Origin of the sequence: Microcoleus sp. A2-C3, from assembly GCF_036706065.1 — a bacterium.
GTDB lineage: Bacteria > Cyanobacteriota > Cyanobacteriia > Cyanobacteriales > Microcoleaceae > Microcoleus.
Genome location: NZ_JAUBVX010000042.1, coordinates 1 through 26,613, shown reverse-complemented (window position 1 = coordinate 26,613; position 26,613 = coordinate 1). Strand labels below are relative to the sequence as shown.

At 46.2% G+C, this 26,613-nt stretch carries 15 protein-coding genes and 1 pseudogene; 10 read left to right on the top strand and 6 right to left on the bottom strand.

Translation table 11 applies throughout. The features are described from left to right. Positions 1–390: 390 nt before the first annotated feature. The 4 genes from ftsY to QUB66_RS21190 form a co-directional block, all read right to left on the bottom strand. Positions 391–2,217, bottom strand: coding sequence for a signal recognition particle-docking protein FtsY (ftsY, locus tag QUB66_RS21205; RefSeq protein ID WP_332969636.1), 1,827 nt, complete (start codon positions 2,215–2,217; stop codon positions 391–393). A gap of 124 nt (positions 2,218–2,341) precedes the next feature. Further along, entirely contained in the window at positions 2,342–2,974 is a 633-nt protein-coding gene (nusB, locus tag QUB66_RS21200) for a transcription antitermination factor NusB (RefSeq protein WP_265235429.1), read from the bottom strand. Between the two features lie 388 nt (positions 2,975–3,362). Continuing rightward, positions 3,363–4,088 (bottom strand): DUF502 domain-containing protein, encoded by a 726-nt coding sequence (locus QUB66_RS21195; RefSeq protein ID WP_332969635.1) that lies wholly within the window; start codon positions 4,086–4,088, stop codon positions 3,363–3,365. Between the two features lie 227 nt (positions 4,089–4,315). Further along, positions 4,316–4,516: a hypothetical protein gene (locus tag QUB66_RS21190; protein WP_265235431.1), complete on the bottom strand. Its 201-nt coding sequence runs from the start codon at positions 4,514–4,516 to the stop codon at positions 4,316–4,318. A gap of 406 nt (positions 4,517–4,922) precedes the next feature. On the opposite strand from QUB66_RS21190, the gene QUB66_RS21185 reads away from it, so the two are divergent. After that, positions 4,923–5,342 carry a hypothetical protein gene (locus QUB66_RS21185; protein WP_332969634.1) on the top strand — a complete coding sequence of 140 codons (420 nt, stop codon included), beginning with the start codon at positions 4,923–4,925 and terminating at the stop codon, positions 5,340–5,342. Here QUB66_RS21185 and QUB66_RS21180 read toward each other — a convergent pair. Next, positions 5,238–5,663 (bottom strand): annotated as a pseudogene (locus tag QUB66_RS21180) (RNA-guided endonuclease IscB); the annotation flags it as partial. The gene QUB66_RS21185 and the pseudogene QUB66_RS21180 overlap by 105 nt on opposite strands. Positions 5,664–6,148: 485 nt before the next feature. Between QUB66_RS21180 and QUB66_RS21175 the strand changes: the two are divergent. Further along, positions 6,149–8,965, top strand: a complete 2,817-nt coding sequence (locus QUB66_RS21175; RefSeq protein WP_332969633.1) for a PAS domain S-box protein — start codon at positions 6,149–6,151, stop codon at positions 8,963–8,965. A 343-nt stretch (positions 8,966–9,308) separates the two neighbouring features. On the opposite strand, the gene QUB66_RS21170 is transcribed toward QUB66_RS21175, so the two are convergent. Beyond that, positions 9,309–9,503: a hypothetical protein gene (locus tag QUB66_RS21170; RefSeq protein WP_193975465.1), complete on the bottom strand. Its 195-nt coding sequence runs from the start codon at positions 9,501–9,503 to the stop codon at positions 9,309–9,311. Between the two features lie 382 nt (positions 9,504–9,885). On the opposite strand from QUB66_RS21170, the gene QUB66_RS21165 reads away from it, so the two are divergent. The 8 genes from QUB66_RS21165 (at position 9,886) to QUB66_RS21130 (ending at position 26,228) form a co-directional block, all read left to right on the top strand. Beyond that, the gene (locus tag QUB66_RS21165; protein ID WP_265235433.1) at positions 9,886–10,236 is read left to right on the top strand and encodes an STAS domain-containing protein; all 351 of its coding nucleotides are present in this window, start codon (positions 9,886–9,888) and stop codon (positions 10,234–10,236) included. Between the two features lie 140 nt (positions 10,237–10,376). Further along, entirely contained in the window at positions 10,377–13,280 is a 2,904-nt protein-coding gene (locus tag QUB66_RS21160; RefSeq protein ID WP_332969631.1) for a TIGR03960 family B12-binding radical SAM protein, read from the top strand. A gap of 904 nt (positions 13,281–14,184) precedes the next feature. Continuing rightward, complete coding sequence (locus QUB66_RS21155) at positions 14,185–16,539, top strand: Rne/Rng family ribonuclease (RefSeq protein ID WP_332969630.1); 2,355 nt, start codon at positions 14,185–14,187, stop codon at positions 16,537–16,539. Position 16,540: 1 nt separating this feature from the next. Further along, positions 16,541–17,263: a ribonuclease HII gene (locus tag QUB66_RS21150; RefSeq protein WP_332969648.1), complete on the top strand. Its 723-nt coding sequence runs from the start codon at positions 16,541–16,543 to the stop codon at positions 17,261–17,263. Positions 17,264–17,554: 291 nt separating this feature from the next. After that, positions 17,555–23,581 carry an ATP-binding sensor histidine kinase gene (locus QUB66_RS21145; RefSeq protein WP_332969629.1) on the top strand — a complete coding sequence of 2,009 codons (6,027 nt, stop codon included), beginning with the start codon at positions 17,555–17,557 and terminating at the stop codon, positions 23,579–23,581. 146 nt (positions 23,582–23,727) lie between these two features. Continuing rightward, positions 23,728–23,883, top strand: coding sequence for a hypothetical protein (locus QUB66_RS21140; protein ID WP_332969628.1), 156 nt, complete (start codon positions 23,728–23,730; stop codon positions 23,881–23,883). A 165-nt stretch (positions 23,884–24,048) separates the two neighbouring features. Continuing rightward, on the top strand, positions 24,049–24,447 hold the full coding sequence (locus QUB66_RS21135; RefSeq protein WP_332969627.1) for a response regulator: 399 nt from the start codon (positions 24,049–24,051) through the stop codon (positions 24,445–24,447). After that, positions 24,444–26,228: an adenylate/guanylate cyclase domain-containing protein gene (locus QUB66_RS21130; RefSeq protein ID WP_332969626.1), complete on the top strand. Its 1,785-nt coding sequence runs from the start codon at positions 24,444–24,446 to the stop codon at positions 26,226–26,228. The genes QUB66_RS21135 and QUB66_RS21130 overlap by 4 nt, the downstream gene beginning before the upstream one ends. Positions 26,229–26,613: the final 385 nt, after the last annotated feature.

Genomic DNA, 26,613 nt, shown 5'->3' with positions numbered 1-26,613 from the left:
AGGGGGACTTTGACCATTTTCTGTCCCCCTTAAGAAGGGGGACTTTGACCATTTTCTGTCCTCCTTAAGAAGGGGGACTTTGAGCGCTCTTGTCCCCCCCTTCTTAAGGGGGGCTAGGGGGGATCGGGAAGACTGTGCAATCAGACAGCAGACTAATATTACATCCGTAGCTCAATTTGACACGCTTTGGATCACGCTTTGATCCGAAGCAAGCAATAACAGAACGAAGGTATTATTTCTAGATATTTAGTTTTCACTCGATCGCCCGTGGCAGTCGGCGCAAGTCCTGCGATGCTAGTTCAAGGTTAAGAATTTGATATTTTGAAGCTCTGTATCCGCCTCTAAAAATTGGGACGGCTACAGATACCTCATCAATCTAAAATCTAAAATCTAAAATCTAAAATCGAGTAGGGCTTCCACAAATTCATAACTAGAAAACGGGCGCAAATCTTCGATGCTTTCTCCGACTCCAATAAAGCGGATGGGCAGACCTAGCTGCTGCACTACTGCTAGGGCAACACCACCTTTAGCAGAACCGTCGAGTTTTGTCAATACTACTCCGCTTAATTTTGCAGATTCTGCGAACACTTCTGCCTGTCGCAAACCATTTTGACCTAGCGTGGCATCCAAAACCAGTAGAGATTCTACGGTAGCACCGGGGGCTTTTTTGTCTATAATGCGACGGATTTTACTTAATTCGTCCATCAGATTTTTCTTGTTTTGGAGGCGGCCGGCGGTGTCTACGATCAACAATTCTGTGTCTCTGGCGCCCGCAGCGGCGATCGCATCAAACACAACAGCAGCCGGATCGGTATTTTTCCCCTCGTTAGCAATAATTTCGACACCGCTGCGGGAGCCCCAAACTTTCACCTGTTCGACGGCGGCGGCGCGGAAAGTGTCGGCGGCAGCAATTAGGGTTTTGTAGCCGGATTTTTGGGCTATGTGGGCTAGTTTGCCGATCGTCGTAGTTTTGCCCGCACCGTTAACTCCTACAATCAACCAAATGTTGAAAGTGTCTTTTTCCGGGGCAAAAGTCAGACTGTAGGCGGGATTGCCGGCGGCGGTTTCGGCTGTCGGAGCGTCGAGAATGTCGCGCAGGATGGTTTTCAGGAAGGCTAAAGCCTGTTCTGGCGGCAAAACTTCTTGTTTAAGTCTTTCTTGGAGGCGGTTGATAATGATGTCGGTGGCTGCGACTCCGACATCGGCTTGTAGGAGCAAAGTCTCAATTTCGGCTACCGCGTCTTCATTGAGCGGGCCTTGACCGACGATCGCCTTTAGTCGATTAATTAAGCTGCGGCGAGTTCTTTCTAAACCTTTGCGCAGTTTTTGCAGCCAACTGATTTCTTCGACGGATACTTGATCGGGCCGGCGGCCTTGACTGGCTAGGATTTCCGATGACCAGAGGAAGCCTTCGTCAAAGGCAAAACCGGGAATTTCTTCGATAATTGCGGCTCTTTCGGCGGCGGCTGCGATGACTTCTGGTTCCTCAAGGGCGGTTTCTTTGAGACGTTCGATGCGCTCCAGGCGATCGGCCTGAGCTCTGGCCCAAAACGGCAAAGATTCGGCTGCGGAGTCCTCAGATGCGATCGATTCTGTGTCTGCAAGCTCATTTGCAGGTGTGCCAATTTCTATATTTTCGGCTGTAACTTCTAATTGTTGAGTAGCAGGCACAGAATCGATCGCCTCGGCTATTAGTTGCGAAGGTTCGGGAATCTCTACTAAGCTGACTGCATTAACTTCTTCAACATCGCTAGTTTCAGCCTGTGCTGGTGCTGCAACTTCCGCAATATCTGCAACAGTTTCTGCGGTGGGTGCTGCTGCAAATTCTGCTACTTCTATTTCGGCTGCTGGAATCTCGGCTTCTGCTGTCTGTGCTGGTGCTGCAACTTCCGCAATGTCTGCAACAGTTTCTGCGGTGGGTGCTTCTGCAATTTCTGCAACTTCTGCAACTTCTGTTTCGGCTGCTGGAATCTCGGCTTCTGCTGTTTGAGCAACTTCTGTTTCAGCTTGTTGCTGTTTTTGAATATTTTTGTAAGCAGCTTTAGCCCAATTGAGATAATCTTCGGCTACAGCGGGGGAGGTTTCCTCTACTGCTGCATCTGTTTGAGGCTCAACCGGTGCGGATTGTGCCGCCTCATCTGGGGTTTGTTCGGAGGGAGTTTCTGATTCAGAAGATCCGCTTTCGCTGTACTGGCGACGAAACCAATTAAAAACCATAGAAGTAAATGGGGAATAGAGAGTAGTTATTAGTCATTAGTCCTAAGTCCTTAGTGTAGAGCGGATTGCGGATTGCCAATCACTAATGACCAATGACTGATGACTAATGACTACAGACTATCGACTATTGACTCACAACTTCTGCGTTAATTTTATCGACGACTCGGCGGAGGACTCCGTTGATAAACCGATGTCCTTCGTCGCCGCTGTAGCGTTTTGCGAGTTGGACGGCTTCGTTGACGCTGACTTGTTCGGGTAAGCCAAGATAGAGGATTTCGGCGATCGCAATTCTCATGATATCTCGATCGATCCTAGGCAGGCGATCGATTTGCCAGTCCACGAGGGCTTCCGAGAGCAATTCGTCAATTTGAACGCGGTTGGCGCTAACTTTCGTCAAGATTTGCAAAGCATAGGTGCGGACATCTTGCTGGTTGGCTAGCTGGATCAGTTCTGGAAACTCCATTGCTGAACCGAGACGGTTGATAGCGGTTTGCGTGAGTTCGACTGCTTCCCGCACCATTGCTCTAGCACTTTGTATATCAGCGGCGCGGATTTCGCTAGCCAGCAGTTTGTCGTTACCTCGCTGTATTTCCGATGCTGCTGCTTCCAGGGATTCTTGAACTTCTGTAGTCAGGGTGCGAATGGCGGCAAGAAGAACATCTTGCAGTTTCTTGGCTTCTAAGAGTTCTGGATTTGTCGGCAATTGGCTGATGCCAAGGAGTGCGAGTTCGCGTGATGTTTCGCGTGCTTTTTTCATAGTTTTTAGATAGAATTTGGGACTTTAGGAATTTAGGAATTGTTGAGATTGTTAGGCGCTGGTTGAAAGGACAAGACTGGGCGGTTGAAACCGCGTCTACACAGACAAAACCCGCCTCCGCGGGTTGAAGATCAGAAGGTTGACATTACTTGATCTTTCTTTAGTCCGCGGAGGCGGACATCGTTTGTCTAGACGCGGTTTCAACCGCCGTCTTATCTTAGCAAAAAACCTGCCCTCGGTCACGATTGTTTGTGGGCAGGTTTTGAACAAGACTCGGCGGTTGAAACCGCATCTACACAAACAAAACCCAGATGGTGCGTGGGTTGAAGACTCGGCGGTTGAAATTACGTTTGTCTAGGCGCGCTTTCAACCGTCGTCTGATCTTGGTTTAATCTTCTTCGACTGGTACAGGCTGGTATCTTGATTCGGATACCAAGGGTTCGAGTGTTTTACCAGGAGGGTTGTCGGCGGTGACTGCAATTGAGTTGTTGGGGTTGACGATGCCGCCGGAGATGATGACTTTAAAGGCATCTTCGATCGACATTGACAAATTGACTACATCTGCTTCCGGGACTATAGCGTACCATCCTGTGGTGGGGTTGGGAGTAGTGGGGATGAAAATGCCGATCGGGCTTTCGCCGGAAAGATGAGACGGAATGTCGTTACTCTCGATCGTACCGGTTACAAAAGCCAAAGTCCAGATTCCCCGCCGGGGATACTCTACCAAAACCACCCGCCGAAATTTGTTATTAGACTTGAGGATAGTTCCCAGCAGTTGTTTCAGGGTTTTGTAAACCGAACCCGCTAGGGGAATTGCCTGCAATAGCTGTTCACCAAAGTCTAGCAGCCACTTACCGAAGATGTTGCGGGCCATTAAACCGATGACTAAAATGCTCAGCAGGGGCACAGCTAGCCCTACTAAGAGATTTAGCAGATTCACCAAAATCGGGTTGAGTCCGTCAAAAGGGTTGATCTGCTTGGGAATTTTGGTGAGAAAATTGATCACCCAACTGGCGATGGTAATTGTCAGCCAGATGGTGGTAGCTAAGGGGATCACTACCAACAGACCTGCGATCAGGTCGTTTTTTAAGTCCTGTTTGATGCGTTGGAGCACGGCGGGTCAAATCTCCTCGTAACTGGCTGCAATAACCTGAATAAACTTGAGAATAAAGCAACTGCACGGGCTTTACTGAAAGTTACTATGGACGATCGTCTTTTATGCTGCCAAACCATGCCCTTTCCGAGCGCGGAAGAGTTAGGGATCGGCGGTACTATACCTATATTTTAAAGAATTATTGCTATTTGGCGCTTGCTTTTAATGTTTGCGGGCTGTGCGACAGCTCACCGTACTGTATATTTTAAGACATTTTGGCTCGGAATCAACCAATCAGCTCGCAGTGTTGAGGCGATCACAGTCGGGGCCTTTTCTGTTGAGGGCTTTTCGGCTGCTTCGAGAACTGATGAATTTTGAGGATGGGGCTGGCTAGAGCAAGACCTTTGGTGATTGTACCGCGATCGCGCCCCCTCCCATCGAACAATCATTTTTTTTAGAACTTGACAGAAGTGCGATCGAGAAAGGTGAGACATCATAGATTAAATGTTTCTCAAATTCAAGCTATTTCTTAAACTATTTGACTCCGCTTAAAAATGGATACCGTACTACTTCAGTTGACAGTTGACAGTTGACAGTGACCTTTACCTGAAAGGAAGAGGATTGGAGTAATGAATAGTCTTTTGTTAATTTCTCCCTACAAGGGTTCCGGCTTTAAACCAATTCTTTCTGGTAAACTCATGATTGGAAATTCAACAGAATTAGAACAAAGTTCCAAATCCCAAATTCAATCCTGCAAGTCAATCTCCAATCTCAAATCGATTAACTAATCTTTGAACAACCGTAAAATATAGTCAAATTGATATCCGATAGTGGAAATCTCCCGAAAAATAGCTTATGTTGAATACAGCCGGACTGTTTGAAGCAAAGCCTCTTCAGGGAAATGTGCCGAGTGTTTTAGCAGAAATGCCAGACTTATTTGGCAGTAAGTTCGATCGCCTAAATCGATTGAGCCCAAATGCAGCAGGCGATACCAATGTTTTATTTAATGCCAACTACGACTTAACTCAAACACCCGATTTGGCTGCCGATGCGACTGGTAGTGCGATCGACTTTTTTGACCAAATCACCAAAAAACGAGCCCGGCGTGCCCCTGGCTTTAGACACGGGGAGGAAGTCGGCAGCGACTTCAGTCGCCTTGAAATTTCTTTCTCAAAACGCATAGCTATACCCATCTTTCTTGTGAATTGGACTGCAATATTTATGACTAATGCCTGCTACTCTCCCAGACTTAGCTACGATGTCAAAACTACCTGAAGCGCGACAGAGAACCCGCCCTACATAAGAGCCCACTTTTTTGCCGGCGGTAACGGTTGCACTGACAATATCGCCAGTCTCAAATCCTTGGTGAATTTGCACTCTTGACTTGTGCCGAATGGGAAAACCATACTTATTTGTACCGCACATTTGTCGCATTCCATGTCCTTTTGCCATAATTATCAACGGCTTTGAAGTCAAGACTTCGAGCGTCTCAACGTTACCTACACACGCAGCATCGAGCCAGTGCGTTTTGGGCAGTCCTAAGCGAGTCCTGTTAAATTTAGTTTGACCACCCGTACCAGTGGTGACGGCCAATCCCATTTCACCGATTTTTTTAATACCCAGGTTTCTGAATTAGAGCAAGTTCGCAAAGATATATCTTGGGATAGATACCTGTGTGTCCGACATTTGAAACAAATTCAGGGTCACAAATGGGGTCAAAAACCCGGTTTCAGCGTTAAGGTCGATCGCTCATACCATGTGAGAATAGAGAATAGAGAATAGGGCATGATTGATTATGTATGGTTTGCAGCTTGCCTAAAGTAAAGTTGCATTCTTTTTTTAAACTGGTATCACAACCTCTGATTTTGACTCTTGACTGGGTTTTTGTGAGTTCAGGACTGACAAAGATATTTTTTTTGAGCAGAGCTGGGGATGCAGTGGCAAACTGGGGCAGACTTGGAAACAGGGATCTGAGCAATTTTTTATGTTTTCTTTAGATCTACTCTGGGAATTGAGTAAATAATGGAAATATTCAAGGAATTTTGATTACATATTTCTGTAAAAAATATTAAGGAATTTTTGTGAAAACGCTCAATATCCTTTTGGTAGAGGACAGTCCCCTAGATGCCGAACTGATTGAGGCATATCTCATGGATGGCGCTCTAGACTTTTCTTTGCTGTGCGTGGAAACTCGGGAAGATTTTGCCGCCGCGCTGGAAAATAATTGTTATGACATTATTCTGGCAGATTATATGCTGCCTTGTTTTAATGGGATAGCAGCGCTGGAAATCGCCCGCGCTACTTGTCCGGAAGTGCCGTTTATTTTTGTGTCGGCTACTTTGGGCGAGGAAGTGGCAATTGAGACTTTGAAAAGTGGCGCTACAGATTACGTTCTCAAACGCCGTTTGACGCGGTTGGTGCCGTCGATTGAACGGGCTCTGCGGGAAGTTCAAGAACGGATCGATCGCAAAGCAGCTCAAGCACAGCGGCTAGAGAGCGAAGCGAGATTTCGGATTATGGCAGATACCGCGCCGGTGATGATTTGGATGTCGGATATCGATCGACTTGGTGATTACTTTAACAAAGTTTGGCTGGAGTTTACCGATCGAACTTTAGCGCAAGAAATCGGCATCGGTTGGATGGAAAGCTTGCACCCCGATGACTTACCACAATATATGGATGTTTACCGGAGAGCCTTCGACGCCCGCAGCGAGTACCGGATTGAGTACCGCTTGAGGCGCTATGACGGGGAATATCGCTGGGTTGTAAGTACGGGCGTACCCCTGTACAGACCCGATCGCACTTTTGCCGGTTACATCGGTTCTTGCATCGACATTAGCGATCGCAAACTGGCAGAACAAGAACGCGCTGCCGCTTTGAAAAACGAACAAGCAGCTCGCAAGCAAGCAGAAGAAACAGCGAAAGCGCTGCAATCGGCGAAGGATCGAACTACTAACATTCTCGAAAGCATTACCGACGCTTTTATCGCGGTAGATTTAAATTGTAACTACACCTATGTCAACAACAAAGCTCTTGAGATTTTAGGCAAGTCAGAAGCCGAACTGATAGGTAAAAATGTTTGGGAAATATATCCATGGGCTGTCGATTTACTGTCTTACAAAATGGTTTCTCAAGCATTAGCAGAAAAGGTAACGGTGGAGTATGAAGAATTCGTGCCGTTATGGAATAAGTGGTTGAAGGTGCGTTGTTATCCTTGCGATTCTGGTTTGTCTGCTTATATCCAAGACGTGACCGATCGCAAGCAAGCAGAATCTGCACTCAAAGCTAGTCAAGAAAAGCTAAAAATGTTGGCAGAATCTAACTTGATCGGGATTCTGTTCGGCGATGTTGACGGTGGTATTAGTGAGGCTAACGACGAATTTTTGCGGATGGTGGACTACACGCGGGAACAGTTGCAGCACGGGGAACTCCGCTGGATTGATATTACACCGCCGGAGTACCTGCCTTTGGACGAAATCGGCATCGCAGAGGCAAAAGCCGAGGGTGTTTGCACTCCCTATGAAAAGGAATACATTCGGCCCGATGGCAGCCGGATTCCGGTGTTGATGGGGTATATTTTATTGGGTGAAAAACGACAAGAATCAGTGGCTTTTATTCTCGATTTGACGGTTCGCAAGGAATTGGAAAAAGAACTGCAAGATCGAGCTGAGGAATTGGCGCGGGCAAACCGGATTAAAGACGAGTTTTTGGGAACTTTGTCCCACGAATTACGGACGCCGTTGAATGCGATGCTGGGATGGGCGCAACTGCTGCGTCACCGCAAGTTTGATCAAAAAACGACTTTTAAGGCTCTGGAAACGATCGATCGCAATACGCGATCGCTGGGGACGCTAATTGAAGATTTGTTGGACGTGTCGCAGATTATGACTGGCCAACTGTCGCTGAATTTGCGGTGGGTGGATTTGATTTCGACGGTGGAAGGTGCTATCGAAACTCTCGCCGCCGCGATTGGGGCAAAAAATATTGAAATTGTGACGGATTTCGACCAAACTGCGGGGCGGATGTTTGGTGATTCCGGCCGATTGCAGCAGGTGGCGTGGAATTTACTGTCGAATGCGATTAAGTTTACTCCTGACGGAGGACAGGTGAGGGTGGCGCTACGCAAGGTGGAGAGGACGAGTACACCCCAATTCGCCTATTCTGAAAATTTGTCACTGCCTAGTGTGGAAATTGAGGTTAGCGACACGGGACAAGGGATTGCGGCGGAGTTTTTGCCACACGTTTTCGAGCGATTTAGCCAAGGTGACAGCTCTACAACGCGATCGCACGACGGATTAGGTTTGGGTTTGGCCCTAGTGCGCCATTTTGTGGAAATGCACGGGGGGACGGTGCAAGCGACATCGGCCGGGAAGGGACAAGGATCGACGTTTTTGGTGAGATTGCCAATTAAACAACGACAGGGCGAGGGCGAATTTTCTATTGCCGGGACTGGGGAGTTTGTGGTTCGAGAAACCCCGGCGCGAACCCCTGTAAATGAGTCTTTTGTCAGCAGTAACCTTTCGGGAGTGCGAGTTTTGGTGGTCGATCGCGACGGGGATTCCCTGGAATTTGTGCGTACAGTGCTCGAAGATTGCGGGGCTGTGGTGGAGACGGCTGCATCGGGAAAGGAAGCTTTGGAGGCGATTTCAAGGCTGAATCCAGATGTTTTGGCGATCGATATTGGGATGCAGGCTCCTGATGGAGATGCTCTGCTGTGGCAAGTGCGATCGCAAGTTGGGAAGGAAATTCCCGCGGTGGCGTTCACGGCTAGCGGTAGCGTAGAGGAACGGGTACGGGCGCTGCGGCAGGGTTTTCAAATTCACGTACCCAAGCCTCTCAATCCTGCTGAGTTGGTGGCGGTGGTGGCAAGTTTGGCGCTACGCGCGATCGATTTTTGATTGACTCGGCGATGATGGATGCGCTAACTACGAACGAATGTTAAATGTTATAGGATTTGGGCGATCGGAGAATACGGTCAACAAACGTTTTTTTTAGTACAAATTACGATCGCAGCTCATTTGTCAAGCCCCTAAAGTTATAGATTTAATTTAGGTCAAAGTTTGTAGTTTCTGATACTGAGGTGCAAAAACCAGCTCCTCAAATATCAAGTTCAGCAAATTAGTGCGACCTTGGAAAAATACTGTACCGCAGCCAATGCTTTTGGCACTCCTCTATTTCCTGCCGTGCAAGGATCAGGATTTTGTTTTGCTATTGAATTTTTCCTGTGCCGTCCGGTTCCAACTATCGACTAGATACCAATTGCACCCGGCCAGCATCCATTTCATCCATTAATAACTCTAAAGCCTCATAATCAATATCCGAGATGTAGCCCAAACGGGTGAGCTCGTAGTTGATTTCGTTTTCAATGTCAGGCGTCAACTGCTTAATGTAGAGGGCTTTTTCTACAAGATGACGAATAGCATAGGTTGCTTGCATATTAGCTCGGAGAACTCCGTACAGTTTGATTATCATCTAAACAGTCGATCAGGCGCGTGATCTAAATCAGAACTAACAAGTGATTTCAATTACATTCCTCAGTTTAACCTAACAGCTAGGGCAAAGTCGATCGCAATTTTGACCATTGCCAAGACTAAACTTGCTGGCATAAATAAAAAATAGTATAGTAGCTTACCTTTACTCCCCAAATATTGCAGAAAGTTTCATAAAAAAGAGTAAATAAATAAAGATTCAGTAAACTACTCAAAACTACTGGTCGGTTTTCCTCAGAGCAAGTTAGGCTCGTAAGTGTTAAGTAGGTTTAGGCTGATGCCCGTCCAGTACGGTAGTAGAAAATACGTAGCAACCATAGGTTTGATATATGACACTTCTTGCCCAGGAACCAATTACGGTGATTCGACCCCTAGACCACCTGAATGCAGCCACAGCCGAAAAATTCGGACAGCAACTAACCACAGCAATTGCAGCCCCCGGAGTTGTAGCAGTAGTCGTGGATTTGGGCGCAGTTACATTAATTGACAGTGCAGGTTTGATGGCCTTGATTTCCGGCCTCAAGCAGGCGAAAAAAATGCGGCGACGGTTTAGTATTTGCTCAGTTTCCGCCGGGATAAGAATGATTCTGGAACTCAGCCAACTCGATCGAGTTTTTGAGATATTTGAAAATGTCGAAAGCTTTGAAGCCACCAATTCGTGTGTAAACAAGCACTCCTAGAATGTACTCAACGGTGAAAACAAGTTACAAAATACAGCAATTTCAGTTAAACGCCCCCAAAGAGAGAAGACTGCCGTTGGCGTGTTGGCAGATTTTAAGGTAGGCTGCTTAAGAGTCGCAAGTATTTAGCGAGTCGAGCCGTGGCAGTAAAAGTCGAAGAATTACTTACAGCAGAAATCAATCAGCCTGCTCGTTATCTAGGAAACGAGTTAGGGGCTGTGCGCAAGCCTTGGGATGCAGCGTCTGTACGCTGGGTGCTAACTTATCCAGAAGTGTATGAAGTTGGTGCTTCCAATCTGGGACACATCATCCTTTACAATATTTTGAATGCTGGGCCGAGACAGTTGTGCGATCGAGCTTATTTGCCCGCACCAGACTTAGCAGCAAAACTACGATCGACTAAAACTCCCCTGTTTGCCGTAGAATCCAGGCGATCGCTCACAGAATTTGATATTCTGGGCTTCAGCCTCAGCTACGAACTCGGAGCCACAAACATTCTGGAAATGCTGGATTTAGCCGGCATTCCCCTAACTTGGCAAGAAAGAGCGACAAATGCCCAAAATGGCGCAGATTTGCCGCTAATTTTTGCTGGCGGACAAACCGCCACCTCCAATCCCGAACCCTACGCTGACTTTTTTGACTTCATCGCAATGGGAGATGGAGAAGAATTGCTGCCGGAAATTGGCTTGATTTTGGCAGAAGGCAAAGCTAATAATTTGAGCCGAGAAGCATTGCTGCTGGATTTAGCGCAAATTCCCGGCGTTTATGTCCCGCAATTCTACGATATGGCGGCCGATGGTTCTGTTCATCCCAACCGCCCGCAAGTTCCCGATCGAATTCTACGTCGAGTGGCGACTCCCATACCAGCTTATTCGATCGGCTTAGTGCCCTACGTTCAGACAGTGCACGACAGATTAACAGTCGAAATCCGCCGGGGATGCACCCGCGGTTGTCGCTTCTGTCAGCCGGGAATGCTGACTCGCCCCGCGCGCGATGTGGAACCGCAACAAGTCGTAGAAGCGATCGAACAAGGAATGAAAGCCACCGGGCACAGCGAGTTTTCCCTGCTTTCCCTGAGTTGTTCCGACTATCTGGCACTCCCAGCAGTCGGGATGGAAATCAAAAACCGCCTGAAAGACAAAAATATCTCTCTGTCTCTACCCAGCCAGCGGGTTGACAGATTTGACGATAATATTGCTGACATTCTCGGTGGTACGCGGCAAAGCGGTTTGACTTTTGCGCCGGAAGCTGGTACTCAGCGGATGCGCGACATTGTTAACAAAGGTTTGACAAACGAGGAATTGTTGCGGGGTGTCAAAACTGCGGTCGATCGCGGCTGGGATAAAATCAAGCTGTATTTTATGATCGGCTTGCCTGGGGAAACAGATTTTGATGTGCTGGGAATCGCCGAAACAGTCCGCTGGCTGCAAAGGGAATGCAGGCTGGATGGCCGGCGGACACTGAATTTTAACTTGACGATTTCTAATTTTACGCCGAAGCCTCACACTCCTTTTCAGTGGCACTCGGTTTCTACTACTGAGTTTTCTCGCAAGCAAAGATTGCTGAAGGGTGAATTTCGCGGGATGAGAAATCTTAAGGTGAATTATACTGATGTGCGGATTTCGGCGATGGAGGATTTTGTCGGTAGGGGCGATCGACGTTTGGGCGCTGTAATCCACCGCGCTTGGGAACTTGGCGCTGGTATGGATGCGTGGTGGGAAAGTTTGGATAAAGCTTACAAGGCTTGGACTCAGGCGATCGATGAATCTGGCCTTACTTGGAAATACCGCCAAGTTGAAAGCGGCGAGTGGAATCTGTTTGAGAAGGAAGAGGAGAAGGAAGAAGGAAGAAGGAAGAAGGAAGAAGGAAGAGGGGAGAAGGAAAATTTTCCCACATCTCCCCCTCTCCCCCTCTCCTCTTATCCCTCCCTCTCCCCCTCTTCCCCCTCCCTCCCTCTCCCCCTCTCCCCCTCTTCCCCCTCCCTCTCCCCCTCCCTCCCTCTCCCCCTCTCCCCCTCTTCCCCCTCCCCCTCTCTCCCCCTCTCCCCCTCCCCCTCTCTCCCCCTCTCTCTCGATCAGCCTCTGCCTTGGGATCACTTGGACACGGGAATTGATAAAAACTGGCTCAAACTTGACTTGCAAAAGGCTTTAGAAGCCGCGACGGTTCCTGATTGTTCCTTTGAAGGGTGTTCGCGCTGCGGGGTTTGTGGCACGGATTTCGGACACAATGTGGTTGTGGATGCGCTGCCAATTCCTGAGTTTGCTGGGGAGTTTGTGCCGAATACGGAACGGAAACAGCGTTTTCGGGTTTGGTTTGGAAAGGTGGGCGATATGGCTTTGGTTGGTCATTTGGATTTGCTCCGATTGTTCGATCGAGTTGTCCGCAGGGCCGATTTGCCGATTTCGTTTACCGGTGGCTTTCACCCGAATCCTCGAATTTCTGTGGCAAATGCCCTGCCTCTGGGTGTTACGAGCACTGGGGAAATTGCTGATTTTGAACTCACTGAGTCGATCGATCTTGATGTGTTTCGGGAAAAATTGGCGGCGACTCTGCCGGAAAATATCCCGATTTACAGGGTTGAGTCGATCGATCTCAAAGCTCCTTCTGCTAGTCAGTTGTTAGAAGCCGCTGAGTACATGATTACTGTCGCAGCAACAGGCTCGTTGGCAGAAAATCCTGAATTAGAAGGTGAGAATTCTGCTCCTGTCTGCGTCGCTGCTGATGCGAATTGGGAAGCTTGGGTTCGGACGATCGTCCAAACAGAGGCTTTTTGGCGGGTGCACACTACTAAGTCGGGTAAGACTCAGGATGTGAATTTGCGCGATCGGCTGCATAAACTAGAGCTTGTAGAGCAGCAACCAGAAACTAGCGCGAATGGCGGTAAATCTGAAAGTATAGCCGTCTTGCGCTATACCGGCAGTTGTCGCAGCGATGGTAATTTGCTGAAGCCAGAACATCTTGTGTTCATGTTGGAACAAGTCAGCCAGCAAGAAATTCAACTTGTGCAAGTTCAGCGCAGTCAGCTAATCCTGAGTTATGGTTAAAATAGGGAAGCCGTGGTGGAATATTTCACCTTCGGCTTTCGTCGGGATGTGTCGTGTCAAGCTATAATTGCTTGTTATGGAAGCCGCAGCGGCTTGAGCGCTTTAGTCGCTCGTCGCTAAGAGTCAACCAGCAACGCGGGCTGGGTGCAAACTGCTTCTGTTCAAGACTTCAAGCCTTTTTGTACATTCACGGGCTAAATCTAGCGCTAAACCCGCAGGAGCGGAGCATGAACCAAATTGATTGATTAATTTCGATCGATCGACTGGTTGTAGATCGTCGGCTTATTCAAAAATCTTATGGTTCAAGCCGCAGAGCGGGTATTCAACAATAGATGTTTTTGACAAGGTTTTAGGGTTGGCAGGGGCGGAGGTTGCAGTCGAATGCCAAGAGTAGAGTCTGTTGAGTGCGATCGCGCAAGAATTCAACAAAAATCTAGGCGCTTTCACTCCTACTTACTTTCGCTCAAAACCAGCCCTCAACCACCAGACAAGCGGAGTTATCAGTTTTTTGGGTTGAGTTGTGTGTTAAGAAATTGGTGGGAGTGTCACTGAATTTATTCGCTGAGTTCAAAGGAAGAGTTGCAAGTGTTGAATTCTGAGTATTGAGGAAAGCAATTCTCAACTTAAAACTCAATATTGCTAACTCGATAAAAGCCTCCTTATTTCTATCTCTCAGATTTATCTGCTGAGCATAACTCATAACTCTGTAAGGGCGGGTTTAGGTACTTAATTTGTAACAGTTAATAGTTAAGTTAACAGTGAACAGTTAACAGTTAAATTTCCTTCCACCCTGCACCAACTCACAGCTAATAACTCTTCAAACTACTACTAATTACAGTTAAAGTCAGAGGCACTTTTCAGCGTTAGTGTCTCTAACTTGCTGCCAGTTTTTTGAGGAAAATGAATGACAAAGCAGATAGTTATAGCAGAGCAGCATCGCATTGCTGCCGTCTTTTCAGAAGATCAAATCCAAGAACTCGTGGTAGCCACAGGCAGCCACCAAGTCAGTGATATTTACTTGGGAATTGTTGAAAATGTACTCCCTGGGATAGATGCAGCCTTCGTCAATATTGGCGACCCAGAACGCAACGGGTTTATGCACGTCACAGACCTTGGCCCACTGCGGCTCAAGCGATCGGCAGGAGCAATTACAGAACTCCTCACCCCGCAGCAAAAAGTGCTGGTACAGGTGATGAAAGAACCGACGGGCAGCAAAGGCCCGCGGCTGACAGGCAACATTACCCTGCCGGGCCGCTATTTGGTACTGATGCCCTACGGCAGAGGAGTCAATCTGTCCCGCAGAATCAAGTCGGAAGTCGAGCGCAACCGCCTCCGAGCCCTAGCAATTTTGGTGAAACCAGCCGGGATGGGGCTGCTGGTACGCACCGAAGCCGAAGGCCAGACCGAAGAAGCCATCATGGAAGATTTGGAAGTCCTGCAAAAGCAGTGGGAAACCGTTCAACTCGAAGGTGGTTCCACGCGGGCACCGGCACTGCTCAACCGCGATGACGATTTTATCCAGCGGGTGCTGCGGGATATGTTCAGCGGTGACGTGAATCGGATTGTGGTGGACTCGCAAAATGGGATTAAGCGAGTCAAGCAGCAGTTGATGAGCTGGAATGGCGGTAAACTTCCTGCGGGAGTTTTGATCGACCACCACCGAGAGCGCGCCTCGATTTTAGAATTTTTCCGCGTCAACGCTGCGATTCGAGAAGCCCTCAGACCAAGGGTAGACTTGCCTTCGGGCGGTTATGTGATTATCGAACCCACAGAAGCTTTGACGGTGATTGATGTCAACTCTGGTTCGTTTACTCGATCGGCCACAGCTCGCGAAACGGTACTCTGGACAAATTGCGAAGCAGCAACGGAAATTGCTAGACAACTGCGGTTACGCAATATTGCCGGGGTGATTATTGTTGACTTTATTGACATGGAATCCCGCCGCGATCAGTTGCAGGTGCTGGAACATTTCAATAAAGCCCTGAAAGCTGACAAATCTCGGCCACAAATCGCTCAACTGTCGGAATTGGGACTGGTAGAACTCACCCGCAAACGCCAAGGTCAAAATATTTACGAGTTATTCGGCCACACTTGCCCTACTTGCAGCGGGTTGGGTCATCTGGTGCAACTCCCCGGCGAAGATGACATGGCTCCAGCGGTGCGAGAATCGGCCGATCGCACTGTGGCTACCTCCAACCGGGTGATGTTGAACTTGCCAGAAGGAGTGGAACGTCGCAGCTTAACGCCTGTGGCTGCTGCCACTGCTGCACCAGTCAGAGAAGAACGTTCTCCAGAGCCACAGCGGGCTGCTTGGGAACCTCAGAGCGAAAGTTTGGATTTTATTGAAACTGGCGGTAACGCCTCGGCTTTAGACTTGCTCAACCATCCCAGCTATCAGGATTTGGGCAACGGAACCAGACGGCGACGGCGGCGCCGCATTGGCGAAGAGCCTTTTGCCGTGCCGGTGGTGGAAGAGGAACCGGTGCGCAGCAAGTTGCGGCTGCCGAATACTTCGAGTGCGCCCGTCGTGGATACGCGCTCTGAGTATCAGGCTCCCCCCGGCATCCGGGCAGCTTCGGAGGGCTTCGGGTTGGTGGTGAATATGACGACTGTTGGCAGGCGCGAGGATTTCGATCGCGTGCGCCCAACTAAGTCTGAGCTGCTGAAGCCGATGGTGGAGCCTCCTGAGGTGATTTCGGTGGAAATGACGCCAGAGGAACAGGATGTTTATGCTCTGATGGGGGTTTCTCCTTTGGTGCTGACGGATCGCAGCGCGAAAAATCCTAAGAATGTGATCGTTTCGGTGACACTCCCCGGAAATCCCCCGAATCAGCCTCCTTTTGAGCAACTCGAATTTGAATTTGAACCGTCGGCGGGAGCAGAGGATGTTGAGGAAGAGGATTATTATGCAGAGATGTCTGTAACTGAGAATGTTGAGCCTGAATTTTTTGAGGATGATGAGGCGGATATTTACGACGAGAGTTCGATCGACGAAACCGATGATTTTGAGGAGATGGAGGAAACCGACGAGGTGATGGCTTTCTCAAAGGAGCCGATCGAGTTCGATGAGCCGATCGAGTTTGATGAGCCGATCGAGTTCGATGAGCCGATCAAGTTTGATGAGCCGATCGAGTCCAATGAGCCGATCGAGTTCGATGAGCCGATCGAGTTCAATGAGCCGATCGAGTTCAATGAACCCGAGGAACCTGCCATCAACCGCCGCCGCCGTCGTCGCTCATCAGCCGTTTTGGATGAGTGATATGAAGGAAGAGGGAAGGCAGAAGGCAGAAGGCAGAAGGCAGAAGGCAGAAGGCAGAGGGAAGAGGGAAGAAGCAGAAATTTTTACTCTCTTCCCATCTTTCCATCTCTCCCCCTCTCCCACTCTCCCCCTCTCCCACTCCTCCCCTCTCCCTCGAATAATTGCAGGTGTAGATGAAGTCGGAAGAGGAGCTTTGTTCGGGCCAGTGGTGGCTGCGGCCTGCATTTTGCCCGACGAGGTTCTCGATGAATTAGTAAGTTGCGGGGTGCGCGACAGCAAGCAGTTGAGTGCCACAGCCCGGAGTCGGTTAGCTATCAAAATCCGGGCTGTGGCGGTTGACTGTCAAATTGGTGCGGCTTCGGTGCGGGAGATCGATCGCCTGAATATTTTGCAGGCTTCTTTGTTGGCAATGAAGCGCGCGATTTTGAAGTTGAATGTCACGCCGGATTTGTGTTTGGTTGACGGGAATCAAAGAATACCTAATTTGGCGATCGCACAAGAGACGATGATTAAGGGTGATTCGCGATCGATTCAGATTGCCGCTGCTAGCATAGTCGCCAAAGTTTGGCGCGATGAATTAATCCTGCGAATGGCCCTCAAGTATCCCGAATATGACTTGACAAATAACAAAGGATATGGTACAAAAAAACATAAATTGGCTTTAGAACGTTACGGTGTGTCTGTTTTTCATCGCACATCCTTTAGTCCCTGTCAAAAAATTTAAAATAGCGTTGGAAAACCGAGCTAATTCCAGCGCCATTATAGCCTTTCTCAGAAAGATGAGGTATGCTGAGGTATGCTGTAACCCTTACATAGTCAAGTTTTTAAGGTCAAAATTTGTACTTCACTAAAGTGAGAAAGGCTATATATAAAATTTGAAAAACCAAGAATTTCACATTAATAGTCCTGGGCGCATAAACTCTATTCTATAGGGCGCACAATCCGCACCTTACCGCTTCACGCTGCGGTAGCATCTATAGCATCTTTATTTAACCTCTTCACCATGACTGATAATATGTTAACACTTCCCGGCTATCGCATCATTGAGCAAATCTACAATGGCTCTAGAACACAGGTTTATCGAGGACTTTCTGAGTTAAACCAAAAAGTAATTCTCAAACTGCTATTGAGCGAGTATCCAACTTTTAGCGAACTCGTGCAGTTTCGGAATCAATACACAATTACCAAAAATCTTGACCTTCCAGGAATTGTCACACCCATTGCACTCTTAAACTACCGCAATGCTTTTGTTCTGATAATGCAGGATGTTGGTGGTGTTTCCCTTGCTGAGTATACCGCTAATCCAGAGCAATTAGATAATATCCTATCAAGTAATTCTGAGGTTTCCTCCCCCCATACTTCGCCCCTACCGCTAGATGAATTTATGCCCATCGCGATTCAGATTGTCCAAACCATAGAAGGATTATATCACAACCGAATTATTCACAAAGATATCAAGCCCCAGAATATTATCATTAACCCTCAAACTAAAGAAGTTAAATTAATTGACTTCAGTATTTCCTCTCTTTTACCCAGAGAAAAACAGCAAATCCAAAATCCAAATGTCTTAGAAGGAACCCTAGCTTATATGTCCCCCGAACAGACGGGAAGAATGAATCGGGGTATCGACTACCGCACCGACTTTTACTCGCTGGGAGTCACATTTTACCAACTACTTACAGGGCAATTACCTTTTAACTCTACCGATCCAATGGAGTTAGTTCACTGTCATATTGCCAGGATTCCCAATCCCCCAATCTATTGGGTTCCAGCTATCTCAGTGATGGTGAATAATATCATCATGAAATTGATGGCAAAAACTCCAGAGTCACGCTATCAAAGTGCTGGCGGACTGCGCTACGACTTGGAAAATTGCTGGCAGCAATGGCAAGAGAATGGGACTATTAGCGAGTTCGTCTTGGGGAATCGGGATATTTGCGATCGCTTCGTGATTCCCGAAAAACTCTACGGTAGAGAAACTGAAGTTAAGACGCTATTAGAGGCATTCGATCGCGTCAGCGAAGGCACTTGCGAAATCATGCTAGTTGCTGGCTTTTCCGGGATTGGCAAAACCGCCGTCGTTAATGAAGTTCACAAACCCATTGTCCGCCAACGGGGTTACTTCATTAAAGGAAAATTTGACCAATTCAAGCGTGATATACCCTTCTCTTCCTGGGTGCAAGCATTCCAGAATTTAATGCGGCAATTACTCACCGAAAATGCTGCTGAGGTGCAGAAATGGCGAGTTAAAATATTAGAAGCATTAGGCGACAATAGTCAAGTCATTATTGAGGTTATTCCCGAATTAGAACGACTAATTGGCAAGCAGCCATCAGTGCCAGAACTAGAGGGAAATGCTGCTCAAAATCGCTTCAATCTATTATTTCAAAAATTCATCAGAGTCTTCGCCACAAAAGAACATCCGTTAGTGATTTTCTTGGATGATTTGCAGTGGGCAGACTCCGCTTCATTGAAGCTAATGCAGTTGTTGATGAGTGAAACAGATACCCGCTATCTGTTGTTAATGGGAGCGTATCGGGACAATGAAGTGTTTCAGGCCCATCCATTAATTTTAACCTTAGATGAGATTCGTAAAGACTCGGCAACACTAAACCAAATTACGTTAGCACCCCTAAATCACCATTCCCTAAATCGCCTGATTGCTGATACCCTGATTTGTCCACTAGAAAGGGCAATTCCTCTGACAGAACTGGTTTTCACCAAAACTAAAGGCAATCCTTTTTTTGCTACTCAATTTCTCAAATCTCTGTACGCAGATGGATTAATATCATTTGATTTTACCCCCTTGCCCCCCCTTGGTAATGGGGGGGCAAGGGGGGGTTGGCAATGCGATATTGCCCAAGTTAGGACGCTAGCTTTTACCGATGATGTAGTCGAGTTTATGGCTATTCAGTTGCAAAAGTTGCCGATAAATACCCAGAATGTTCTGAAACTTGCAGCTTGTATTGGCAACGAGTTTGACTTAGCAACTCTGGCAATTGTTCACGAAAAATCTCAGAGTGAGACAGCGGCTGATTTGTGGAAAGCTTTGCAAGAAGGGTTAGTTATGCCGATTACTGAAGTTTACAAGTTTTTTCAGGACTCGGAATCAGTTGAAATTGCACAAGCGTCGGAGTTATCGGTTCCCTACAAATTTTTACATGACCGAGTGCAGCAAGCCGCATATCTTCTGATTCCCGAATCCCAAAAACAGTCCACCCACCTCGAAATTGGACAACTGTTGTTGAGGAAGGGCGGGCAGGGGGGCACCGCCCCTACAGAAGCAGAAAAAGAAGAGAAGATTTTTGATATTGTCAACCAGTTGAATATTGGGATGGAGTTAATTACCCATCAAATAGAAAGAGATGAACTAGCTCAGTTGAATTTAATTGCGGGACGTAAAGCGAAATCTTCAACGGCTTATGCAGCTTCCATAAAATATTTGACGGCGGGTAGGAAACTCCTGGCAAAAGATAGCTGGCAAATTAGTTATGACTTGACGCTTTTTTTGTATGTAGAATCCACTGAAGCTGCCTACCTCAGCACCGACTTTGAACAGATGGAGCAATTGGCTGCAACTGTGCTGCAACACGCAAAAACCATTTTGGATAAAGTCAAAGTATATGAAGTTAAAATTTTAGCCTGCATCGCAGCAACCAAACAACTTGAAGCGATTAAAATTGGTTTGCAAGTGTTGCCTCTACTCGGAGTAAACTTGCCGGCATCACCAACTCATGCAGAAATTCAACAAACAGTAAAAGCAACAGCAGATGCTTTAGCGGGAAAAAGTAACGAGGAACTACTAAACCTGCCTTCCATGACAGATCCCTACAAATTAGCTGCCTTACAAATTATGTGCACTCTGACTCCTGCTGTGTCTCAGACTGCACATCCTTTAAAGCCGTACATGGGGTGCGAAGAAGTGAATTTATTACTTGAATATGGTCATTCAGTTTTCTCACCCTATGCTTTTGTAGATTATGTTATGGCTGTCAATTTTGTACTCGGAGACTTAGATGCAGCTTATCGCTATGGCTGTTTTGCTGTTGATTTGATCGCCCACTTAAATGCTAAAAAAGCCAAGACTGCTGTGTTATTGAAAGTAGCAATGTATTCAGTTCATGGGCGACAGCATCTGCGCTTAACTCAGCCACTTTTTGCCGCAGGTTATCAGAGCGGTTTTGAAAATGGAGATTTAGCGTGCCTCAGCTTTTGTGCCATAATAAAATGCCAATATGGCTATTTTGCTGGACAAGAACTGGCAGGACTTGAAAAGGAGATAAAAAACTACAGTTATGTAATTGCAAAAAATCGGCAAATAACTCAGTTAACCTGGCTGAAGATATTGTGGCAATCAGTGCTAAATTTATTAGGCAAATCAGAAAATCCACTATTTTTAATAGGTGAAGTATATAACAATTCGGAAATACTGCCTATTCTTGAAAAAGCTAACGATAGAGCGGGGATGCAGTTTATCTATCTTCACCAAACTATTCTTTGCTATCTATTTAATAGCCACCAACTAGCCTTGGAAAATGCAGCTAACGCTGAAGTTTTTCTAGGTAGCTGTTTGGGACTCATGAATGAGCCAATCTTCTATTATTACGATTCTTTAGTGCAACTTTCGATTGCTAACTTAGAACCAGAATTAGGACTATTGAAAGTAGAAAAAAACCAAGTAAAACTTAGCAAATGGGCGCAATCTGCTCCCATGAATTTTCAGCACAAATATGACTTGGTAGAAGCTGAGAAAGCACGAGTTTTGGGCAACACAGTCGCAGCAATGAATTTATACGATCGCGCCATAAAAGGAGCTAAAGAAAACGAGTACATCCAAGAAGAAGCACTGAGTAATGAGCTGGCAGCAAAATTCTATCTAACCTGGGGCAAAGAGAAAATTGCCCAAGTCTACTTAACTCATGCTTACTATGCCTATGCAAGCTGGGGATCTAAGGCAAAAATTGAGGATTTAGAAAAGTGCTATCCCCAATTACTTGCGCCTATTTTAAATCAGAAAACGAGCTTAAAGACAGGCGAGACAATTGCCAAAATGATGACTGAAACTGTTACACCTAGCAGTTCCAGTGTTTCCGAAGTTCTGGATTTGGCAACAGTAATCAAAGCATCTCAATCACTGTCAGGAGAAATTAACCTCGATAAGTTGCTCTTCACTTTGATGCAAGTGATGATGGAGAATGCGGGAGCCGAAAAAGGCTCTATGATTTTGATAGAAGGAGATTCATTTTTCATCGCTGCTCAATGTGTTAGTGGTAAATCGTGCAACCTAAAATCAACTCACGTTCTTGACTCTAACGAAATTCCGATCGCAATTATTAACTATGTCTCGCGCACCCAAGAAACCTGGGTAATAAACGATGCGACTACTGAGGCTACCTTTGCGGCTGACTCTTATATCATCCAGCATCAACCAAAGTCAGTTTTGTGTTTGCCAATTCAACATCAAGGAAAGGCGATCGGCATTCTTTACCTAGAAAACAATCTGACAACAGGTGCATTTACTCCCGACAGATTAGCAGTCTTACAAGTTTTAGCCTCTCAAGCCGCCATCTCCATAGAAAACGCCCAACTCTATGCCAACTTAGAAACCAAAGTTGCAGAAAGAACCCAAGAATTACAGCAGTCAGAAGCTCGTTTTCGACAACTTTACGAGCAATCCGGCGATGCGATTCTGCTGTTAGATGGTGGCGCTTTTATCGATTGCAACTCCGCAACGGTTAACATGATGCGTTGCACAGACAAACAACAGCTTCTTTCCCTACATCCGGCTCAACTTTCCCCAGAGATTCAACCTGACGGTAGAGAGTCTTTCGAGAAAGCTCAGGAAATGACAGCCACAGCTTTCTTGCGAGGAAGTCACCGCTTTGAATGGATGTACCGCCGCACCGACGGAGAAAACTTTTGGGTAGAAGTATTGCTGACAGTAATTCCTTTAGACGATAAAGAAATTCTACACACAGTTTGGCGAGAAATTGGCGATCGCAAACAAGCTGAATCAGCCTTGCACCAGAAAAATCAGGAACTAAGCGATACTCTGCAACAACTCGAAACCACCCAAGAAGGATTGATTCAAGCAGAAAAAATGGCCGCTTTAGGACAACTTGTTGCCGGAGTTGCCCACGAAGTTAACACTCCCCTCGGTGCAATTCGCTCCTCTGCCGGCAATGTTTCTAAGTTCTTAAATCAAACTCTAGAACAGTTTCCCGCACTGTTTCAATCTCTCTCCCCAGAAAAAGCGCAGAATTTTTTGAATTTACTCCAGCGTTCCCTGCAACAAGAAACAAACTTATCAACGAAAGAAGAACGCAAATTGAAAAGAGCTTTGAGAAGCCAACTGCAAGAATTAGGAATAGCAGATTCAGATATCGCAGCCGATCGCCTAGTAATGATGGGAGTGTATAGTGAAATCGATAGTTTTGTGCCGCTGCTGCAACAACCAAATAGCTTGCACGTACTAGAAATCGCCTACAAACTTTCTGAGTTAAAAAGAGGCATCGCTACTATCAACACGGCCACAGACAGAGCATCGAAAGTCGTGTTTGCCTTGAAAACTTATGCTCACTACGAACAGTCTGGAGAAAAAACAGCAGCCCTTATTACAGAAGGCATTGAAACAATTTTAACCCTTTATCAAAATCAATTTAAACAAGGTGTTCAGGTAGTAAGAAACTACGCCGATATCCCACCAATAATGTGCTATCCAGACGAACTGAATCAAGTTTGGACGAATTTAATTCACAATGCTTTGCAAGCAATGGATTATCGAGGTACGCTAAAAATTGAGTTGGTGGAGCAATCCGGGCAAGCTAAGATTAGCATTAGCGACAGCGGTAAGGGGATAGCAGAAGAGATTAAAGGGAAAATATTTGACCCGTTTTTTACGACTAAGCCTGCTGGAGAAGGCAGCGGTTTGGGACTAGATATTGTCAAGAAGATTGTTGAGAAACATCAGGGGAAAATAGAGGTAGAATCAATTCCGGGCCAAACTACATTTCATATTTTCTTGCCAATGAGCGCTGTTTGAGCAAGTCAAGGATCTCCGGCACAATATAACGCAGTAAATTAGGTCGGGTGTTACTGGCTTGGGGCTAAGCTGCAATCTACCCCATTGGGAGGATGGCAAATGTTAAAACGTTTTGAAGCAAATAACTCGGATTGTACGGGAAATTGATGTTAAACCGTAGTACGATGCGTTATGCTCAGCTAAGCTGCTACGCATCTAGATTGCTTGGTTTCGGCGACTGGGAAGGGGAGAGGATTTGGCGATCGCTCAGCTTGTGGGATTTAGTTGGCGATCGCACCCGAACAAAGAAATCGGGTTTTTGAACTCTCCCAAGAGGATTGCAAGCAAATATTTTGGTGAAAAACTAAGATGATTGTCCTCCGGGCGATCGCCAACTAGCATCTTAAAATGCGATCGAGTCTACTAATACACTTTTACTACTTTGGCGAGTTTTGCTACTAAGGACAATTAAAAAGGAGAACAAATAGATGTCTAAACCAGTTATTTTGTGCGTTGACGATGAAAGAATGGTGTTAGACAGTCTCAGGACGCAGCTAGCAGCAGAATTTGGGGATGCCTACACCTATGAAGGAGCCGAAGATGGTGAAGAAGCCTTAGATGTAATCCGCGAACTCTATGACGAAGAAGAAGCCAGGGTTATAGTAATTATTTCTGATTGGTTAATGCCCGGTATTAAGGGAGATGAGTTGCTGATTCGCATTCATCAAAACTACCCCCAGGCTATTAAAATTATGCTCACAGGTCAAGCTGATAAAGTAGCAATTGACCGAGCAAAAAAACAGGCTAACCTCCATAGTTGCTTATCTAAACCTTGGTCAGAGGCCGATTTGCTGGAAACCATTAAATCTGGTTTGTCGAAGATATGAAACAACAGGTAATTATCTGTGTAGATGATGACAATACTGTACTCAAAAGTCTCAAAACAGAACTCCAAGAAGCTGTCGGCAATGCTTATCTGATCGAAATTGCCGAGGGTGGGGAGGAAGCATTAGAGTTGCTGGAAGAATTACTGTCAGATGGGTATGAAGTACCCTTAATTATTTCCGATCATATCATGCCGGAGATGAAGGGAGATGAGCTATTAAAACAAGTCCATCTAATCTCGCCCAAAACCATCAAAATCATGCTGACAGGGCAAGCAGATATTGAAGCGGTGGGAAATGCTATCAAAAATGCAAATTTATATCGTTATATATCAAAACCCTGGCAACGAGAAGACTTGAGTTTAACAGTAAAAGAAGCAGTAAACAGTTATCTTCAAAATAAACTACTGGCAGCACAAAATGTACAACTTCAGCAAATGAATGAGGAATTGGCGCATCTCAACGGCGAGCAAGCCTTGCTGATTACGCTACTTCATGAAAATGAAAATCGCTTGACGCAGTTTTTGGAAGCAATGCCGATTGGGGTGGGAGTTTTGGACGCTGATGGCAAAGTTTACTATGTGAATCAGAAAGCAAAAGAAATATTTGGTAAAGGAGTTGTGCCGGATACGAATTCCGAGCAATTTTCAGAGGTTTATCAAACCTATTTAGCAGGTACTAATCAAGAATATCCTCCCGATGATTTGCCGATTGTGCGGGCATTGAGGGGGGAAAATGCCACCGCTGACGATATAGAAGTGCATAACGGCGATCAAATTATTCCCGTAGAAATTTCTGCAACTCCCATTTATGATATCAACGCAAAAGTTACCTATGCTATTAATACTCTCTTAGATATTACGGATCGCAAAAAAGCGGAAAAAGAGCGCAAAAAGTTCATTGAGGAACTCTTTGAGGTTAATTGCAGTTTGGAACTTTCACTGGATGCAGAATTAGAAATCGTTGCAGCGACAAGTCGCTTTGTACCAAATCAGTTTTTAGCTTTTTTGGGATGTGACAGTATTGTTGATGTTAAATTGGGAGACGCAGTGGAGTTGGAAATGTCGATTTTATTTTCGGATATCCGCGATTTTACTACTCTTTCGGAACAGATGACACCGCAAGAAAATTTTAAATTTATAAATTCATATTTAAGTTATATGGAACCGCTGATTGTGGAAAATCAGGGGTTTATTGATAAATATATTGGCGATGCAATTATGGCTTTGTTTAGCGAGGGTGCGGATGATGCGGTGAAAGCGGGTATTGCGATGCTGCATACTCTTGCTGAATACAATCGACAGCGCACTTCTGCGGGCGATGTGCCGGTTCAGATTGGGGTGGGAATTAATACTGGTTCTTTGATGCTGGGTACTGTTGGCGGAAACAGCCGGATGGACGGTACTGTGATTGGCGATGCGGTTAATTTGGCTGCTCGGATTGAAAGTTTGACGAAGAATTATGGGGTGTCGCTGTTAATTACTCAGCAGACTTTCGATGGCTTGACTAATCCTGCTGATTATGCAATTCGGGTAATTGATAAAGTTCAGGTTAAGGGGAAGTCTGAATGGGTGACTGTTTATGAGGTTTTTGATGCGGATTTGCCGGAGGTTAAAGCGAAAAAAATGGCTACTTTGGAAGTGTTTGCTGAGGCTTTGTCTTTGTACAATTTGAAGAGTTTTGGGGAAGCTGGGAGACTTTTTGCGGATTGTTTGCGCGAAAATCCGGGGGATAAGGTGGCTCGAATTTATTGGGATAGGTGTCAGTTGACAGTTGACAGTTGACAGTTGACAGTTGACAGTTGATAGTTGATAGTTGGTAGTTGGTAGTTGGTAGTTGGTAGAAAAGCAGTTGGTAGTTGGTAGGAAAGCAGTTGTCAGTGGTTATACCATTTTTCCAAAATCCTGCAACAGTAGCTGTAGGGTGCGTCGCTACGAACAATTCCTCGGATTTCATGCCAGATATCTCGTGCGACGCACCTTACACATTAGGTGGGCTAAACAAACTCAACTATTCTAGTGTAGCAAGCTTTTTTCTAAATGGTATTAGTTGGTGATTTTTAGTAATAACCAATGACCAATGACTAATAACCAATGACTAATGACTAATGACTAATGACTAATGACTAATGACTAATGACTAATGACTAATGACTAATGACTAATGACT